The organism is Kocuria rosea (assembly GCF_023715525.1).
GTDB lineage: Bacteria > Actinomycetota > Actinomycetes > Actinomycetales > Micrococcaceae > Kocuria > Kocuria rosea_A.
The window spans coordinates 1-17,290 of the sequence record NZ_JAMBOG010000019.1 but is presented as its reverse complement, the minus strand read 5'-3'; the positions used below and the strand labels follow the sequence as shown (position 1 = coordinate 17,290).

14 protein-coding genes are annotated in these 17,290 nt (G+C 73.3%); 9 read left to right on the top strand and 5 right to left on the bottom strand.

The window, feature by feature from the left end:
- Positions 1-245 precede the first annotated feature (245 nt).
- Both purN and purH read left to right on the top strand, forming a co-directional pair.
- A complete protein-coding gene (gene purN / locus M3185_RS12980) occupies positions 246-827 on the top strand; it encodes a phosphoribosylglycinamide formyltransferase (protein WP_251334104.1) in 582 nt (193 codons plus the stop codon).
- 78 nt (positions 828-905) lie between these two features.
- Complete coding sequence (gene purH / locus M3185_RS12975) at positions 906-2,516, top strand: bifunctional phosphoribosylaminoimidazolecarboxamide formyltransferase/IMP cyclohydrolase (protein ID WP_251334103.1); 1,611 nt, start codon at positions 906-908, stop codon at positions 2,514-2,516.
- 103 nt (positions 2,517-2,619) lie between these two features.
- On the opposite strand, the gene M3185_RS12970 is transcribed toward purH, so the two are convergent.
- The 3 genes from M3185_RS12970 to M3185_RS12960 all read right to left on the bottom strand — a co-directional run bounded on the left by M3185_RS12970 (position 2,620) and on the right by M3185_RS12960 (position 6,759).
- Entirely contained in the window at positions 2,620-4,842 is a 2,223-nt protein-coding gene (locus tag M3185_RS12970) for an NADP-dependent isocitrate dehydrogenase (protein ID WP_251334102.1), read from the bottom strand.
- Between the two features lie 114 nt (positions 4,843-4,956).
- Complete coding sequence (locus tag M3185_RS12965; RefSeq protein WP_251334101.1) at positions 4,957-5,460, bottom strand: Hsp20/alpha crystallin family protein; 504 nt, start codon at positions 5,458-5,460, stop codon at positions 4,957-4,959.
- A 183-nt stretch (positions 5,461-5,643) separates the two neighbouring features.
- The gene (locus M3185_RS12960; RefSeq protein ID WP_251334100.1) at positions 5,644-6,759 is read right to left on the bottom strand and encodes a Gfo/Idh/MocA family protein; all 1,116 of its coding nucleotides are present in this window, start codon (positions 6,757-6,759) and stop codon (positions 5,644-5,646) included.
- A gap of 82 nt (positions 6,760-6,841) precedes the next feature.
- Between M3185_RS12960 and M3185_RS12955 the strand changes: the two genes are divergently transcribed.
- Positions 6,842-7,423: a TetR/AcrR family transcriptional regulator gene (locus tag M3185_RS12955; protein WP_251334099.1), complete on the top strand. Its 582-nt coding sequence runs from the start codon at positions 6,842-6,844 to the stop codon at positions 7,421-7,423.
- 24 nt (positions 7,424-7,447) lie between these two features.
- On the opposite strand, the gene M3185_RS12950 is transcribed toward M3185_RS12955, so the two are convergent.
- Together M3185_RS12950 and M3185_RS12945 are read right to left on the bottom strand one after the other, a co-directional pair.
- Positions 7,448-7,984 (bottom strand): gamma carbonic anhydrase family protein, encoded by a 537-nt coding sequence (locus M3185_RS12950; RefSeq protein ID WP_251334098.1) that lies wholly within the window; start codon positions 7,982-7,984, stop codon positions 7,448-7,450.
- A 10-nt stretch (positions 7,985-7,994) separates the two neighbouring features.
- The gene (locus M3185_RS12945; RefSeq protein ID WP_251334097.1) at positions 7,995-11,288 is read right to left on the bottom strand and encodes a beta-phosphoglucomutase family hydrolase; all 3,294 of its coding nucleotides are present in this window, start codon (positions 11,286-11,288) and stop codon (positions 7,995-7,997) included.
- Between the two features lie 445 nt (positions 11,289-11,733).
- Between M3185_RS12945 and glyA the strand changes: the two genes are divergently transcribed.
- From glyA to M3185_RS12915, 6 genes are all read left to right on the top strand, one after another.
- Positions 11,734-13,020: a serine hydroxymethyltransferase gene (gene glyA, locus M3185_RS12940; RefSeq protein ID WP_251334096.1), complete on the top strand. Its 1,287-nt coding sequence runs from the start codon at positions 11,734-11,736 to the stop codon at positions 13,018-13,020.
- A 2-nt stretch (positions 13,021-13,022) separates the two neighbouring features.
- Positions 13,023-13,910 carry a bifunctional methylenetetrahydrofolate dehydrogenase/methenyltetrahydrofolate cyclohydrolase gene (locus M3185_RS12935; RefSeq protein WP_251334095.1) on the top strand — a complete coding sequence of 296 codons (888 nt, stop codon included), beginning with the start codon at positions 13,023-13,025 and terminating at the stop codon, positions 13,908-13,910.
- 80 nt (positions 13,911-13,990) lie between these two features.
- Positions 13,991-14,917 (top strand): ABC transporter ATP-binding protein, encoded by a 927-nt coding sequence (locus M3185_RS12930; protein ID WP_251334094.1) that lies wholly within the window; start codon positions 13,991-13,993, stop codon positions 14,915-14,917.
- Entirely contained in the window at positions 14,910-15,791 is an 882-nt protein-coding gene (locus M3185_RS12925; protein WP_251334093.1) for an ABC transporter permease, read from the top strand. Before M3185_RS12930 ends, M3185_RS12925 begins: the two co-directional genes overlap by 8 nt.
- The gene (locus M3185_RS12920) at positions 15,746-16,645 is read left to right on the top strand and encodes an ABC transporter permease (protein WP_374238513.1); all 900 of its coding nucleotides are present in this window, start codon (positions 15,746-15,748) and stop codon (positions 16,643-16,645) included. Before M3185_RS12925 ends, M3185_RS12920 begins: the two co-directional genes overlap by 46 nt.
- 61 nt (positions 16,646-16,706) lie before the next feature.
- Positions 16,707-17,228: a hypothetical protein gene (locus M3185_RS12915; protein WP_251334092.1), complete on the top strand. Its 522-nt coding sequence runs from the start codon at positions 16,707-16,709 to the stop codon at positions 17,226-17,228.
- Positions 17,229-17,290 lie beyond the last annotated feature (62 nt).

Sequence of the window (17,290 nt, the reverse complement as noted above, 5' to 3'; positions counted from 1 at the left end):
TGCCGTGCCGAGGGCCGCCGCCGCCAGCCCGGCCACCGTGAGCCACAGGGTGGAGCCGACCAGGGCCAGGGCGACCACGGCGCACACCAGGCCGCCGCCCGCCGTGCGCATCGCGGCGGCACGCCGGGCGTCCTTCGCGGCAGGGTCACGGACGGGCGGTGGGGGAGGGGCCATGCCGTTCACTCTAGGCCACCCCCGTCCGGTGCCCGTCCGGGGTCCCTCCGGGGCCCGACTAGAATCGGGGCATGCGCATCGTGGTCATGGTCTCCGGGTCCGGCACCAACCTGCAGGCGGTCCTCGACGCCGTCCGGGAGGACCGGATCGACGTCGAGATCGCCGCCGTGGGCGCGGACAAGCCGTGCACCGGCCTCGAGCGCGCGCAGGCCGCGGGGGTGGAGACGTTCCTCGTGCGGCCGGGGGACCACCCCGACCGGGCGCAGTGGAATCGGGCGCTGCAGCGGGCCGTGGAGGACCACGCGCCGGACCGCGTCCTGTTCGCGGGGTTCATGCGGATCGTCGACGCCGGGTTCGTCGAGGCCTTCGCCGGCCGGGTCGTCAACACTCACCCGTCCCTGCTGCCCTCCTTCCCCGGGGCGCACGCCGTCCGGGACGCCCTGGCGCACGGCGTGAAGGTCACGGGCGTCACGGTCCACGAGGTGGTGGCCGACGTCGACGCCGGCCCGATCCTCGCCCAGGCGGCCGTGCCCGTGCTGACGGACGACGACGAGGACCGGCTGCACGAGCGCATCAAGGCCGCCGAACGGGAGCTGCTGGTGGACACTCTCGGCGCGCTGGCCCGCCGGTCCGCCCTGCACGAGGCCCGGTGAGCGCGCCCGGCCGGGGTCCGTAAACTGGTGTGCGGCGGATCCCGCCGGCACCCACCACCGAAGACCCATGGAGAACCTGTGAGCCTCACCCAGCCCGACCGCGTGCCCATCCGACGAGCCCTGGTGTCCGTCTACGACAAGACGGGACTGGAGGACCTCGCCCGCGGCCTGCACGAGGCCGGCGTGGCGATCGTCTCGACCGGGTCCACGGCGCGGCGCATCGCCGAGGCGGGGGTCCCCGTCACCGAGGTCTCGGAGGTGACCGGCTTCCAGGAGTGCCTGGAGGGCCGGGTCAAGACCCTCCACCCGCGCGTGCACGCCGGCATCCTCGCCGACCGCCGCAAGCAGGAGCACCTGGACCAGCTCGCGGAGCTCGACATCGAGCCCTTCGACCTCGTCGTCGTCAACCTCTACCCCTTCGTGGAGACCGTCCGCTCCGGGGCGGCGCAGGACGAGGTCGTGGAGCAGATCGACATCGGCGGCCCGTCCATGGTCCGCGCCGCCGCCAAGAACCACGCGGCCGTCTCCGTCGTCGTGGACCCCGCCTCCTACGGGGAGGTCGTCGAGGCCGCCGCCTCCGGGGGCTTCGACCTGCGGGCCCGTCGCCGGCTGGCGGCCGCGGCGTTCGCCCACACCGCCGCCTACGACACCGCCGTGGCCACCTGGACCATGCAGCAGTTCGAGCAGGACGAGGACGCCAACTTCTGGCCGCCGTACGCGGGGCTCGCCTTCCAGCGCTCGGCCTCGCTGCGCTACGGCGAGAACCCCCACCAGAAGGGCGCCCTGTACGTCGACGAGGCGGCGTCCCCCGGGATCGCCCAGGCCGACCAGCTGCACGGCAAGGAGATGTCCTACAACAACTACGTGGACGCCGACGCCGCCCTGCGCGCCGCCTACGACTTCGACGAGCCGGCCGTGGCCGTCGTCAAGCACAACAACCCCTGCGGCGTGGCGGTGGCCGGCCCCGGTGCCGCCGACCCGATCGCCGACGCCCACCGCAAGGCCCACGCGTGCGACCCGCTCTCGGCCTACGGCGGGGTGATCGCCGCCAACCGCCCCGTGACCCGGGCCATGGCCGAGACCGTCAAGGACATCTTCACCGAGGTCGTCGTGGCGCCCGGCTTCGAGCCGGAGGCCCTGGAGATCCTGCGGACCCGGAAGAACGTGCGCCTGCTCGAGCTGCCGGAAGGCTTCGAGCGCGACGCCCTCGAGTACCGGCAGATCTCCGGCGGAGCGCTGTTCCAGGTCACCGACCGGCTCGACGCCGCGGGCGACGACCCGGCGAACTGGACCCTCGCCGCGGGCGCCCCGGCCGACGAGCGCACGCTCGCCGACCTGGCCTTCGCGTGGAAGGCCCTGCGCCCGGTGAAGTCCAACGCGATCCTGCTCGCGCACGACGGCGCCTCCGTGGGCATCGGCATGGGCCAGGTCAACCGCGTGGACTCCTGCAGGCTCTCCGTCGAGCGCGCCAACAGCCTCGGCGAGGACGGCGCGGAGCGGGCCCGGGGCGCGGTCGCGGCCTCGGACGCGTTCTTCCCGTTCGCCGACGGCCTGCAGGTGCTGCTCGACGCCGGAGTGCGCGCGGTGGTCCAGCCCGGCGGCTCGATCCGTGACGAGGAGGTCGTGGCCGCGGCCGAGGCCGCCGGGGTGACCATGTACTTCACCGGGGCGCGGCACTTCTTCCACTGAGCCCTCCCGGCACAGCACAGCGGCCGCATCCGGGAACGGATGCGGCCGCTGCGCTGTGCCGCGGGCGCCGCGTCGTGCTCGGCGCGGCGCCCGCGGGAACGGTTCAGACGGTGAGCGAGCCGAGGACCTCGTTGAAGGTCTGCGACGGGCGCATCACCGCGGTCGTGCGGACGTCGTCCGGGCGGTAGTAGCCGCCGATGTCGGCGGGCCGGCCCTGCACGGCGAGCAGCTCGGCGTTGATCGTCTCCTCGTTGGCCGCCAGCTGCTCCGCCACGGAGGCGAAGGCCTGGGCCAGCTCGGCGTCCGCGTCCTGGCGGGCCAGCTCCTGGGCCCAGTACAGGGCCAGGTAGAAGTGGCTGCCACGGTTGTCGATCTCGCCGACCTTCCGGCTCGGGGACTTGTTCTCCTCGAGGAAGGTGCCGGTGGCGCGATCCAGGGTGTCGGCCAGGACCTGGGCGCGGGCGTTGCCCGTCGTCGAGGCCAGGTGGTCGAAGCTCGCGGCCAGCGCCAGGAACTCGCCGAGGCTGTCCCAGCGGAGGTGGTTCTCCTCGATCAGCTGCTGGACGTGCTTCGGGGCGGAGCCGCCGGCGCCGGTCTCGAACAGCCCGCCGCCGTTGATCAGCGGGACCACGGAGAGCATCTTCGCCGAGGTGCCCAGCTCGAGGATCGGGAAGAGGTCGGTGAGGTAGTCGCGCAGCACGTTGCCGGTGACCGAGATGGTGTCCTCGCCGCGGCGGATCCGCTCGATCGAGAAGGCGGTGGCCTCCTCGGGGGACATGATCTCCAGCTGCAGGCCCTCGGTGTCGTGCTCGGGCAGGTACTGCTCGACCTTCGCGATGAGGTTGGCGTCGTGCGCCCGGGTGCGGTCCAGCCAGAACACGGCCGGGGTCTGCGAGGCGCGGGCGCGGGTGACGGCGAGCTTGACCCAGTCGCGGATCGCGACGTCCTTGGTCTGGCAGGCCCGCCAGATGTCGCCCGGGGCGACCTCGTGCTCGAGGAGCACGGTCCCGGAGCCGTCGACGACCTGGACGGTGCCGGCGGCGGGGATCTCGAAGGTCTTGTCGTGGGAGCCGTACTCCTCGGCCTTCATCGCCATGAGCCCCACGTTGGGGACGGAGCCCATGGTGCGCGGGTCGAAGGCGCCGTTGGCGCGGCAGTCGTCGATGACGACCTGGTAGATCCCGGCGTAGGAGCTGTCCGGGAGCACCGCGAGGGTGTCGGCCTCCTCGCCGTCGGGGCCCCACATGTGCCCGGACTGGCGGATCATGGCGGGCATCGAGGCGTCGACGATGACGTCGGAGGGCACGTGCAGGTTGGTGATGCCCTTGTCGGAGTTCACCATGGCCAGCTGCGGGCCCTCGGCGAGGCCCTTGTCGAGCGCGGCCTTCACGTCCTCGCGGAGGTCGGCGGGGAGGGCGTCGAGGCCGTTGAGGATTGCGGCGAGCCCGTTGTTCGGGGACAGGCCGGCCTCCTCCAGCTGGGCGCCGTAGGCGGAGAAGACCTCCGGGAAGAAGGCCTTGATCACGTGGCCGAAGATGATGGGGTCGGAGACCTTCATCATGGTGGCCTTGAGGTGCACCGAGAACAGCACGCCCTCCTGCTTGGCGCGCTGGACCTGCTCCGCGAGGAAGGCGTCCAGGGCGGCGGCGCGCATCACGGTGGCGTCGACGACCTCGCCCGCGAGCACGGGGAAGGCCTTCTTCAGCACGGTGGTCGTGCCGTCCTCGCCCACGTGCTGGATCGTGAGGGTGTCGTCCTCGCCGAGGACCACGGACTTCTCGTTGGACCGGAAGTCGTCGTGGCCCATGGTGGCGACGTTGGTCTTCGACTCCGCCGTCCACGCGCCCATGCGGTGCGGGTTCTTGCGGGCGTAGTTCTTCACCGAGGCGGGGGCGCGGCGGTCGGAGTTGCCCTCGCGCAGCACCGGGTTGACCGCGGAGCCCTTGATCTTGTCGTAGCGGGCCCGGATCTCCTGCTCCTCCGCCGTCGCCGGCTCGTCCGGGTAGTCGGGCAGGGCGAAGCCCTGCTCCTGGAGCTCCTTGACGGCCGCCTTCAACTGGGGGTTCGAAGCGGAGATGTTCGGCAGCTTGATGATGTTGGCCTCGGGCCGCTTGGCCAGCTCGCCGAGCTCGGCGAGGGCGTCGTCGACCCTCTGCTCCGCGGGCAGGCGGTCGGAGAAGGCCGCGATGATGCGGCCCGCCAGCGAGATGTCGCGGGTCTCCACCTCGACGCCGGCGGTGGAGGCGAAGGCCTCGATGACCGGCTTGAACGAGTAGGTGGCCAGCAGCGGCGCCTCGTCGGTGCGGGTGTAGATGATCTTTGCCATGTGCGGGGTGTCTCCCATGAACGTCATCGGATCGGGACAGTGTTTCCTGGTGCCAAGATACCCGAGCCGGAGCCGTCCCTCGTCGTGCTCGCCCGCGCGCGGCGGGACGCGCGATCAGCCCTCGGTGGACTGGGTGGAGCCGGAACCGTTGACCAGCTCGCCCTCGCCGATCACGCGGTCCTCCTCCCCGGACTGCGTCTGGCCCAGGGCCTGCTGCTCGCCCTGGCCGGAGACCACCTGGATCTTGCGCGGCTTGGCCTGGGCGGTGACCGGGATGGTCACCGTGAGCACGCCGTTGTCGTAGGTCGCGGCAATGTTCTGGATGTCGACGCCCTGCCCCAGGTTGAGCTGGCGGACGAACGAGGAGCTCTGCCGCTCCCGGGTGATCCACTGGACGTCGTGGACCTCGGGCAGCTTCCGCTCGGCCCGGATGGTCAGCAGCTGGCCGTCGACGTCGACGTCGACGCTGCCCGGGTCGATGCCCGGCAGGTCCGCGCGCAGGATGTACTCGTCGCCGGCGCGGTACAGGTCCATGGGCATCTCCCGCAGGCCCGGGCGGGCCAGGATGGACGCCGCGAGGCGGTCGAAGTCGTTGAACGGGGTAAACATCGTAGCCATGGTCATCATCTCCTGAACCGGATGAGCAATGTCTCTGACACTTAGTTGAGTCCGATCAACTCAACTGTGAAAAATGATATCCCCGCCCCGATCGGCGGGCAACAGATGACAGGCTCCATCGCCCAGGGCGAACCGGGTCGCCCTGGGCGTGCCGCCGCGCGACCTGGTGGGCCTCCGTGCGCCTCAGCGCGCGTCGTTGGGGTAGCCGACGCCGATCTCCGCCCGGACGCGGTCGAACAGCTCCACGAGCTCCAGCGAGTCGGCCCACGGCATGATCGGCGACTCGAGCAGGCCCTCCTGGACGCAGCGCGTGGCCTCGCGCATCTCGAAGACGTAGCCCGCGCCCGTCACGGCGACGTGCTCGACGACGGGCGCGGCGCCGGCGCGCTGCCGCTCGGCCGTCTGCAGCACCAGGGTGTGCGGGCAGTTGATCCGGCCGTCCACCCGCAGCCAGCCGCCGGTGCCGCTGATCGTCACCTGGTGCGGGACCGTCGTGGCCAGCGTCCCGCTCACGTGGGCGCGGCCGTGGTCGAAGTCCAGGGTGAGGGCGGTGTCCACGTCCACGGTCGTGGGCCCGACCTCCGCCAGCACGCTCCAGCTCCGGGGGGAGCCGAGCACCGCCGCGGTCCAGGTGAGCGGATAGACCATCATGTCCAGCAGCACGCCGCCGCCGTCGGCGTTGCGGAACAGCCGGTGCTCGGGGTCGACCGGCCGGTGCATCCCGATGGTGCCCTCGACCGAGCGCACCCGGCCGAGCCGGCCCTCCCGCACCCAGCCCATGGCGGTGCGGAAGCCGGGGGTCATCCGGGTCCACACGGCTTCCATGAGGAACACCCCCTGGGCGCGGGCGAGCCGCGTGAGGTCGCGGACCTCGGCGGCGGTCATGGCCAGGGCCTTCTCGCAGACCACGTGCTTGCCGGCGCGCAGCAGCGCGGAGACGTCGCGGTGGTGGTAGCCGTGCGGGGTGGCGACGTAGACGATCTCCACGTCCGGGTCGGCCGCGAGCCGGTCCAGGCCCGTCGCCCCGTCCGTGTCCCCGTACGCGCGCTCCACGCCGTGCCGGCGGGCGAAGTCCTCGGCGCGGTCCTGCGCGCGGGAGCTGACGGCCACCAGGCGCGCGTCGGGCAGGGCGGCGATGTCCGGGACGACCTTCTCCGCGATGGCCGCGGTGCTGACCACGCCCCACCCCAGGGTGCGGCCCGTCGGGGCCAGCGGGTCCTCGAGGTGGGCGGCGTCGAGCGCGGCGTCGGCGAAGGGGGCCAGGGCGGCGGATGCGGCGGAGGAGGTCTGGGGCAGCATCGTCGCATTGTGCCACGCCGCCGGGCCGGGTGCGGCGGCGTCCCGGCGATCGAACGACCGTTCGTCCCCTAGACTGTCCGGCGTGGCGCGGGTGAGCGAGCAGCACAGGGAGCGGCGGCGGCGGGAGATCGTGGCCGCCGCGAGCACGTGCTTCCTCGCGCACGGCTACGACGGCGCGTCGATGCAGCGCATCATCGCCGCCACGGGCCTGTCCGCCGGCGCGCTCTACAACCACTTCCCGAGCAAGCAGGAGCTCGTGCTCGCCGCCGCGGGGGACGCCCTGGGGCGCGTCCTCGCGGACGAGGCGGGCGGGGAGGACCTCGCCCCCGCCGAGTGGGTGGTGCGGCTCCTGGAGCGCCTGGACGCGGACCCCGGGACCACCCGGCTGCTGCTCGTCACCTGGGGAGCGGCCGTGACGGACCCGGCCCTCGGAGTGCTGGCCGGGGAGCACCTGGCGCAGGTGCGCGGGCGGATCGAGGCGCACTACGGCCGGTGGGCGCTCGAGCAGCTCGGCCTGGACGCCATGGCCGCGCAGGAGTGGATCGGCATGTTCGCCCAGGCCATCCTGTCCGTGCTGCAGGGCTACGTGGTGCAGTCCTGCCTGCTGCCCGGCTTCGACCGCGACGCCTACCGGGACTACGCCCGCACCCTCGTGGCCCAGTGACCCGCCCACCGGGCGCGGGCCGGCTCAGCCGTTGAGCTGCCGGTGCTCGGCGGAGAGCTGCACGTAGGTGCGCGCGTTCGCGCGGACCTTCTCCTGCTCCTGCTCCGTGAGCTCCCGCCGGACCCTGGCCGGGACCCCCGCCACGAGCGAGCGGGGCGGCACCACGGTGCCCTCGAGCACGACCGCGCCCGCGGCCACCAGGGAGCCCGCGCCGATCACGGCGCCGTTGAGGACGGTGGCGTTCATCCCCACGAGGACGTCGTCCTCCACGGTGCACCCGTGCACGACCGCGCCGTGGCCCACGCTCACGCCGGTGCCGATCGTGCACGGGTGCTCGGGGTCCGAGTGCACCACGACGTTGTCCTGGAGGTTGGACCGCGCCCCCAGCCGGACGGAGGAGCGGTCCCCGCGCACGACGGCGCCGTAGAACACCCCGGTGCCCGGCCCCAGCTCGACGTCGCCCACCACCGTGGCGGTGGGGGCCACGAAGGCGGAGGGGTCGATCCGGGGCGCGTGCCCCGCGTGCGGGAGGACCAGGCCGGCGGCCGCGGGAGCTTCCATGGGCACCAGCCTAGCGGCGGGGGTGGCGCTGCTGGATGGCGACGCGGATGCGCTGCCCGCCCTTGAGGACGTACTCCGCGCCGTGCACGTGGATCGTGACGCTGTCCGCGCGCTGGGACGAGCCCTCAAGCTCGAGCACGTGGTGGTCGATGCAGACCCGGATGACCTGACCGCGGTAGAGCACGGTGAAGGAGACCCGGTCCAGCTGGCTCGGCAGGGCCGGGTCGAACTCCAGCCACTCCCCGCGCACGCGCAACCCGGCGTAGGCGCGGGTGACGACGTCGACGGAGCCGGCCATGGCCCCGAGGTGGATGCCCTCGCCGGTGGTGCCGCCCTGCGTGTCGTCGAGGTCCACGAGCAGCGCATCCTGGAACGCGGACCACGAGCGGTCGGGGTTCAGCCACGCGAGCACCGAGGCGTTGACCACCCGGGACAGCGACGAGCCGTGGGAGGAGCGGGCGATGTAGTGGTCGACCGTGCGCTCGACGGCCGCGTGGTCGACCTCGTAGCCCATCCGGCCCAGCTCCTCGACGAGCCCGTCGGGGCCGAGGAGGTAGACGAGCATGATGGTGTCCGCCTGCTTGGACAGCTTGTAGTTGTTCGTCATGTCGCCCTCGTTCTCCAGCAGGAGGTCGAGGCGGCCGATGTTGCGGTACTTCGCGCGGTAGTACTCCCAGTCCAGCTCGTCGAGGTCGTCGTAGCCGTCGAACTGGCTGATCGTGCCGTCCCGGTTGAAGGGCACGAACATCCGCTCGGCCATCCGCTGCCAGGTCCCGACCTCCTCGGCCGAGAGCCCGAAGCGGGCCGCGAGCTCCTCCCGCTGGTGCTCCACCATGTCGTGGAAGATGTGGGCGCTGTGCCGGAACAGCCAGGCCGCCAGCACGTTGGTGTAGGCGTTGTCCTTGAGCCCGCCGCCGTGCTGGCCGCGCGGGCCGTCGTGGTACTCGTCCGGGCCCATGACCCCGGCCATGTGGTAGCGCCCGTCCGCGGGGTCGTAGTCGGTGAGGGAGGCGAACAGGCGGGTGATCCCGATGATCAGCTCGGAGCCCTGGCCGGCCAGCCAGTCGATGTCCCCGGTGGTCTCGTAGTAGATCCACGCGTTGTAGGCGATCGCGAGGCCCACGTGGAACTGCCGCCAGGAGTTGTCCGGCAGCCACCGGTTGGAGTGGTGGTTGAACAGCTCCGGCGGGGTCTCCTCCCGGCCGTCCGAGCCCGACTGCCACGGGAACGCGGTGCCCTCGAGGCCGAACTCCATCGCCCGGTGCCGGGCCATCGCGATCCGCCGCCAGCGGTAGGAGAGCAGGGAGCGGGTCACGCGCGGCTGGCGCAGGTTGACCACCGGGAGGATGTAGAGCTCGTCCCAGAAGATGTGGCCGCGGTAGCCCTCGCCGTGCAGCCCGCGGGCGGGCACGCCGGCGTCGCGCAGCGACAGGTGGGGGGCCAGGGTCTGGGCCACGTGGAACAGGTGGGTGCGCAGCGCCAGCTGGATCATGGCCAGCTCCTTCGGGCGGTCTCCCGGGTCGGGGCAGACGTCCACGTCGTAGCGGTCCCACAGCAGCGCCCACTCGACCTCGTGGGAGGGCAGCAGCCCCCGCACGCCGCTCGGGTTGCGGTCCAGCTCGGCGAGGGCGCCCTCGCGGGGGGAGCCGATGGCCGCGTCCCGGCTCGTGACCACGGCCGTGGTCGAGTCGATGATCACCGGGCGGCCCTCCGTGATGTTCACCTGGTGGCGGCGGAACTCGGTGCCCCCGGGGCGGATCTCGCGGCGCTCGCGCACGTTCTGGCCGCCCTCGATCGTGGTGCGCTGGGCGGTGGTGATCTCGATCTTCGACTGCGTGGTGCGCACGTGCGACAGGAGCGTCTCGTGGTCGTCCGGCAGGGACGTCGACTCCAGGTCCACCAGGTGGTGGGCGTTGAGGTCCTTGTACTCCGCGACCCCGTTGTTGCGCACGGTGGGGTCGATGCCGGTGCGCACGTGCAGGCGCCCGGAGAACCCGCGGGCGGTCACCGTGGTCTCCTGGGCCCCCAGGTGGCGGTGGCGCAGGGAGACGAGGCGGCGCTGGACGATCTCGAGCCGGGCGTGGGAGCCGTCGTCGCCGAGGTCGCCGTGGAGGTCGGTGAGGGTCAGGGACCGGATCAGCAGCCCGCGGCGCAGGTCGAGCTCGACCCGCTCGGCGGTGGGGCGCAGCCCGCCCTCGGACCACCACTCGCCGCCGGCCACCCGCAGGTCCAGGTGGGTCCAGTTCGGGGCGTTGACCATGGACTCGTGCTCGACGTCGCGGCCGCTGAGGTGGCTCACCACGCGGTTGAAGACGCCGGCCAGGTAGTTGCCCGGGTAGTGGACGCCGTTGTCGGGGAACTCGCACGCGGACCCGCGCACGCCCATGTAGCCGTTGGCGAGGGTCAGCAGGGTCTCGCGGCGGACCTCGGTCGCGGGGTCGAAGCCCTCGAAGACCAGCTTCCACGGGTCGTCCCGGCGCGCGCCGAGGTCGAGCTCGGCCACGTCGTTGAGCACGACCGTGGCGCCCGCGTGGTAGAGGTCCTGGCGCTCGCCGTGCCGGCGGATGCCGACGACCATGCCGAAGCCGCCGGCGGCGGCGGCCTGGACGCCCGCCACGGCGTCCTCCACCACGACGGAGCGGGCCGGGTCCACGCCCAGCATCTGCGCGCAGGTCAGGAACGTGTCGGGGGCGGGCTTGCCGGGCAGCCCGTGCTCGGCGGCGAAGTGGCCGTCCACGATGATGTCGAAGGCGTCCTGCAGCCCCGCCGCGGCCAGGACCGGGACGCTGTTGCGGCTGGCGGTCACGAGCCCCACCGGCACACCCGCCGCCCGCAGCCGCTCGATGAGGGCGACGGTGCCGTCGAAGACCCGCACGCCCTTCACGTGCAGGACCTCCTGGAAGTAGGCGTTCTTCAGCGCGGCCTGGCCCTGCACGGTCCACGCCCCGGGCGTCTCGTCGCCCTCGGGCAGGCAGGCCCCGCGGGCGTCCAGCAGGGCCCGGATCCCGTCCTCGCGCCGGCGGCCGTCGACGTAGTGGCGGTAGTCGGCGTCGGCGTCGAACGGGCGCCGGTCCACGGTCCCGCCCTCGGCGGACGGCTCCAGCCGGTCGTCGGCCAGGATCGCGTCGAAGAGGGTCTTCCAGGCGGCGGCGTGGACGGCGGCGGTGTCGGTGACCACGCCGTCCATGTCGAAGATCACCGACTCGTGGTCGGTGCGCAGCTGGTCGATTGTCTGGGGAGGGTTGTCCGAGGACCGGATGCGCGGCAGGGACGCGGTGAACGGAGCGGTGGGGAGTGCGTTCACGGGGGTTCCTCCGGAGCGTGGTGAGCGGCTTCCGGGCCCCGCGGGACCGCTCGGGGAAACCTGCACGCGGTACGCTACGGACCCCGGGCGCGGCGTTGCGGTTCGGCGGGGAGGGGCTGGCGCGCCCTCCGTGCCGACGGTTCCTGACGACCTCATTAAACGGCCCGGTGGCCCCCGGGGCAAGCGGGGTCCGCCTGGCGGGACACGGCCCGCCCCGGGCGCGCCGCTCGGGCGGGCGGGAGCCGGACCGCGAAGCAGGTGGCCCGGGGGCGCCGCGCACGTCGACCCGCCCGTGCTGGGCCCCGGCGACGGCCTCCACGACGGACAGCCCCGGCGGGCTCGAGCGGATCCGGGCGGGGGAGCCCCGCCCGGGCCCGGCCGGGAGCGCCCGGCCGATCGCCTAAACTCGTGGTGTCCGACCCCAGGTCCCAGCTTCAGGAGCGGCATGTCCACGAGCTCGTCCCCGTCCGTCACCAACCAGCCCCTCACCGAGGTCGACCCGGAGATCGCGGCGGCCATCGCCGACGAGCTCGGGCGGCAGCGGGGCACCCTCGAGATGATCGCCTCCGAGAACTTTGCCCCGCGGGCGGTCCTCGAGGCGCAGGGCTCCGTCCTGACCAACAAGTACGCCGAGGGCTACCCCGGGCGCCGCTACTACGGGGGCTGCGAGTTCGTCGACGTCGTCGAGAACCTCGCCCGGGACCGGGCGACCGCCCTGTTCGGCGCGGAGCACGCCAACGTCCAGCCGCACTCCGGGGCCCAGGCGAACACCGCCGTCATGGCCGCCCTCATGAGCCCCGGCGACAAGCTGATGGGCCTGTCCCTGGCCCACGGCGGGCACCTGACCCACGGCATGAAGCTCAACGTCTCCGGCAAGCTCTACGAGATCGCCGCCTACGAGGTCGACCCCACCACCTACACGGTCGACATGGACAAGGTCCGCGAGCAGGCCCTCGCCGAGCGGCCCCAGGTCATCGTCGCCGGCTGGTCCGCGTACTCCCGGCAGCTGGACTTCGAGGCGTTCCGCTCGATCGCCGACGAGGTCGGCGCGAAGCTGTGGGTGGACATGGCGCACTTCGCCGGCCTCGTGGCCGCGGGCCTGCACCCCAACCCGGTGCCCCACTCCCACGTGGTCACCTCCACCGTGCACAAGACCCTCGCGGGCCCCCGCTCCGGCGTGATCCTCACGACGGGGGAGTTCAAGAAGAAGATCGACTCCGCGGTCTTCCCCGGCCAGCAGGGCGGGCCGCTGATGCACGCGATCGCCGGCAAGGCCGTGGCCTTCCGGATCGCGGCCACCGACGAGTTCCGCGACCGCCAGGAGCGCACCCTGGAGGGCGCCCGCATCCTCGCCGAGCGGCTCTCCGCCGCCGACGTCACCGAGGCCGGCGTCTCGGTCCTCACCGGGGGCACCGACGTGCACCTCGTGCTCGTGGACCTGCGCAACTCCCAGCTGGACGGCAAGCAGGCCGAGGACCTCCTGCACAGGGCGGGGATCACCGTCAACCGCAACGCCGTCCCGTGGGACCCGCGCCCGCCCATGGTCACCTCCGGCCTGCGCATCGGCACCCCGGCGCTGGCCACCCGCGGCTTCGGCGCCACCGAGTTCGAGGAGGTCGCCGACGTCATCGCGACCGCCCTCAAGCCCGGCGCCGACGTCGCCGCCCTGCGCGCCCGCGTCGACAAGCTGGCCGCCGACTTCCCGCTCTACGACGGCCTCGAGGAGTGGTGAGCATGACCGCGCAGATCCTCGACGGCCGGGCCACGTCCGCGGCCATCAAGGCCGAGCTCACCGAGCGGGTCGCCGCCCTCGCCGGGCGGGGCGTCGTCCCCGGCCTCGGCACGCTGCTGGTCGGCGACGACCCGGCCTCCCACTCCTACGTGGGCGGCAAGCACAAGGACTGCGCCGAGGTCGGCATCGCCTCGATCCGCCGCGAGCTGCCCGCCGACGTCTCCCAGGAGGAGCTCGAGCGGGCCGTCGACGAGCTCAACGCCGACCCGGCCTGCACCGGCTACATCGTGCAGCTGCCGCTGCCCGGCCACCTCGACACCAACGCGATCCTCGAGCGGATCGACCCGGACAAGGACGCCGACGGGCTGCACCCGACCAACCTCGGCCGGCTGGTGCTCAACGTGTCCGAGCCGATGGCCTCGCCCCTGCCCTGCACGCCCAACGGCGTCGTGGAGCTGCTGCGCCGCCATGGGGTGGACCTCGCGGGCCGCCACGTCCTGGTCGTGGGCCGCGGCGTCACCGTCGGGCGCCCGATCGGGCTGCTGCTCACCCGGCGGGAGATCAACGCCACCGTGACGCTCGCCCACACCGGGACCGGGAACCTGGACGAGCTGCTCGCCCAGGCGGACGTCGTCGTGGCCGCCGCCGGGCGCCCGCACATGATCAAGGCCGACTCCCTCAAGGAGGGCGTGGTCCTGCTCGACGTGGGGGTCTCCCGCGTGGAGGACCCGGAGACCGGCAAGCGCCAGCTCGCCGGGGACATCGACCCGGCCGCGGCCGCGAAGGCCTCCTGGATCTCCCCGAACCCCGGGGGCGTGGGCCCGATGACGCGGGCGATGCTGCTGCTCAACGTCGTCGAGACCGCCGAGCGGCAGGCCGGGCTGCGCTGAGCCCGCCGGCCCGGGGACCCCGGGCGCACCGCGGCGCCGGGGACGAGCGGTCGTCCCCGGCGCCGCTCTACACTGGGCCGGTGTCCGAGATCGTGATCCGCGCCACCGACCTGGCCAAGCACTACGGCGGCTTCCGCGCCGTGGACGGCATCGGCTTCGAGGTCGCCCGCGGCGAGTCCTTCGGGCTGCTCGGGCCCAACGGCGCCGGCAAGTCCACCACCATGCGGATGATCGGCGGGGTCTCCCGCCGCACCTCCGGCCGACTGGAGATCCTCGGCCTGGACCCGGACGAGCAGGGCCCGCGGGTGCGCGCCCACCTGGGCGTGGTCCCGCAGCAGGACAACCTGGACGAGGAGCTCTCGGTCCGGGAGAACCTCGTGGTCTACGGCCGCTACTTCGGCCTCCCGTACGCGTACCTGCGGCCCAAGGCCGAGCAGCTGCTGGAGTTCGCCCAGCTCACGGACAAGGCCGGCGCGAAGGTCTCGGAGCTGTCCGGCGGGATGAAGCGGCGGCTGACCATCGCCCGCTCCCTCGTCTCCGACCCCCGCATCCTGCTGCTCGACGAGCCCACCACGGGCCTCGACCCCCAGGCCCGGCACGTGCTGTGGGACCGGCTGTTCCGGCTCAAGGAGCAGGGCGTGACGCTGGTGCTCACCACCCACTACATGGACGAGGCGGAGCAGCTGTGCGACCGGCTGGTCGTCGTCGACGCCGGCCGAATCATGGCCCAGGGCTCGCCCGCCGAGCTGATCCGCCGCTTCTCCACCCGCGAGGTGCTCGAGCTGCGCTTCGGCTCCGACCGCAACGCGGCCGCCGCCGAGCGGCTCGCCGGGCTCGGCTCCCGCGTCGAGGTGCTCCCCGACCGGGTGCTCGTCTACTCCGCCGACGGCGAGCGCGACCTCGAGGAGGTCTCCCGCCGGGGCCTGCACCCGCTGACGTCCCTGGTGCGCCGCTCCTCCCTCGAGGACGTGTTCCTGCGGCTGACGGGCAGGTCCCTCGTTGACTGAGCCCGCCCGGCCGGCGCGCGGGGGCGCCGTGGTCGACCTCTCCTCCCTGCGACCGCCCTTCGGCCCGGACGAGGCCGCCCGCCGGGCCCGGGCCCGGGGTGCCCTGTACTTCGCCGAGCACCAGCTGCGGAACCTGCGGGCCTACGCCGGGACCCTGCTGGGCGTGGGGGTCGGCTCGCCGGTGCTCTACCTCCTCGCCCTGGGGATCGGTCTGGCGACCGTCGTCGACACCGCCGCCCCGTCCGGCCCGGGGCTCGGGACCTCGTACCTGCACTTCGTGGCCCCGGCCCTGCTCGTGTCCGCGGCGATGATGGCCGGCGCCGAGGAGAACTCCTACACCGTGATGGCCGGGTTCAGGTGGCGGCGCACCTACCTGGGCGCCCACGCCACTCCGCTGTCCCCGGCGCAGCTCGCCGCCGGGCACACCGCGGCGGCCACGGTGCGCTACCTGGTGACCTCCGGCGTCTACTACGGGGTGCTCCTGGCGTTCGGCGCGGTTCCGCGGCCGGCGACCGGGTGGCTGCTCGTGCCCCTCGGCGTGCTCGCGGGCAACGCGTTCGGGCTGCCCGTGATGGCCTTCGCGGCGCGCCTGCGCGAGGAGCGGGGCGAGTTCGCGCTGCTCCAGCGGTTCGTGATCATGCCGCTGTTCCTGTTCTCCGGCACCTTCTTCCCCCTGTCCGTGCTCCCGGGCCCGCTCCAGGTCGTCGGGTGGCTGTCCCCGCTGTGGCACGCGACCGAGCTGGGCCGGGTCCTGGCGTACGGGCTCGCCGAGCCCGGCTGGCTCACCGCGGTGCACGCCGGCTACCTCGCCGCGCTCGCGGGCGCGGGATGGGTGCTCGCGCGCCGGGCCTACGCCGGGAGGCTGGAGGCGTGAGCGCGCCGGGGCGCGGGCCCGGACCCGTCGCCGGCTCCCCGCCCGACGGCCAGGGGCTGCTGCGCCCCCCGCGCGGGGGAGCGCTCTACAGCGGCAACGCCCGGGCGGTCTTCGCCCGCGGGATGCGGGCGCAGTGGCGGGCCAACTGGGCCGTCATGGCCTCGGGGTTCGTGGAGCCCGTGCTGTACCTGCTCGCCATGGGGGTGGGCCTGGGCTCGATCGTGGGGGAGGTGACGGGCCCCGACGGCGCCCCGGTCGCCTACGCCGCCTACATCGCCCCGGCGCTGCTGGCGGTCTCGGCGATGAACGGGGCCGTCTACGACTCGACGTGGAACGTGTTCTTCAAGCTGCGCTACTCCCGGCTCTACGAGGGCATGCTCAACACGTCCCTGGGCCCGCTCGACGTGGCCCTCGGGGAGATCGGCGTCGCGCTGGTGCGCGGCGGCGTCTACGCGGCCGGCTTCACGGCGGTCATGGCGGCCATGGGGCTCGTGCACTCCTGGTGGGCCGTGCTGATGGTCCCCGGGGCCGTGCTCGTGGCCTTCGGCTTCGCCGCGTTCGGGATGGCCGTGACCAGCTTCATGCGCACGTTCCAGCAGATGGACTGGGTCACCTTCCTCACGCTCCCGCTGTTCCTGTTCTCCGGCACGTTCTACCCGCTGGAGGTCTACCCCGAGCCGGTCCGGTGGGCCGTGCAGGCGCTGCCCCTGTGGCACGGGGTCGAGCTGCTGCGGGACCTGGCCGCGGGCGCCCCCGGCGCCGCCACGGCAGGGCACGCGGCCTACTACCTGGCCCTCGTGGGGGTGGGGGTGCTCGTCACCACGGCCCGGCTGCGGGCCCTGTTCCTGCGCTGAGCCCTCCCGCCGGGCCCGGCCCGGTTCGTGGCCCGGGCCGGGATTTGAGACAATGTGCACCATGCGCTCCATCGGATTCTCGACCCCGTCCGCCCCCGCCCGCGAGGCCGGCTCCCGCACCGCCCTGTGGGGCACGGTGATCGGCATGGCCGTGCTCGTGGTCATCTTCGTGGTGGCCATCCTGCAGGCCGCGAACGCCAACTCGCTGCTGGGCTGGATCCTCGCCGGCATCGCGCTCGGCTGGCTCATGCTCGCCGTGTGGGTGGTGCTCATGGTGCGCAAGGCCGCCCGCTTCGGCCGCCGCCGGGTCGAGGAGGCCCAGGAGCAGCTGCGCGGCCGCGCCCCCGCCGCCGCGCAGGCGGGGAGCTCCCCCTCCATGCGCGACGAGAAGCTCTCCCACAGCTTCCAGATCGTGCTGGTGCAGTCGAAGGTCATCAAGCAGGAGCTGGCCGGGCTGCCCGTCGACGGCGCCGAGCGCGAGGCCCTCGACCGCGCCCTCGACACGATCGACATCACCGCCGGCAACGGGATGAGCATGCTCCGCGACCCGGGCGAGCCGCTCAGCGGCACCGTCGTCGACTGACCCCGCCCCCCGCCCCCCGCCCCCCCCCCCACGGGCGGGACCCGGAGCACCTGGCATAGACT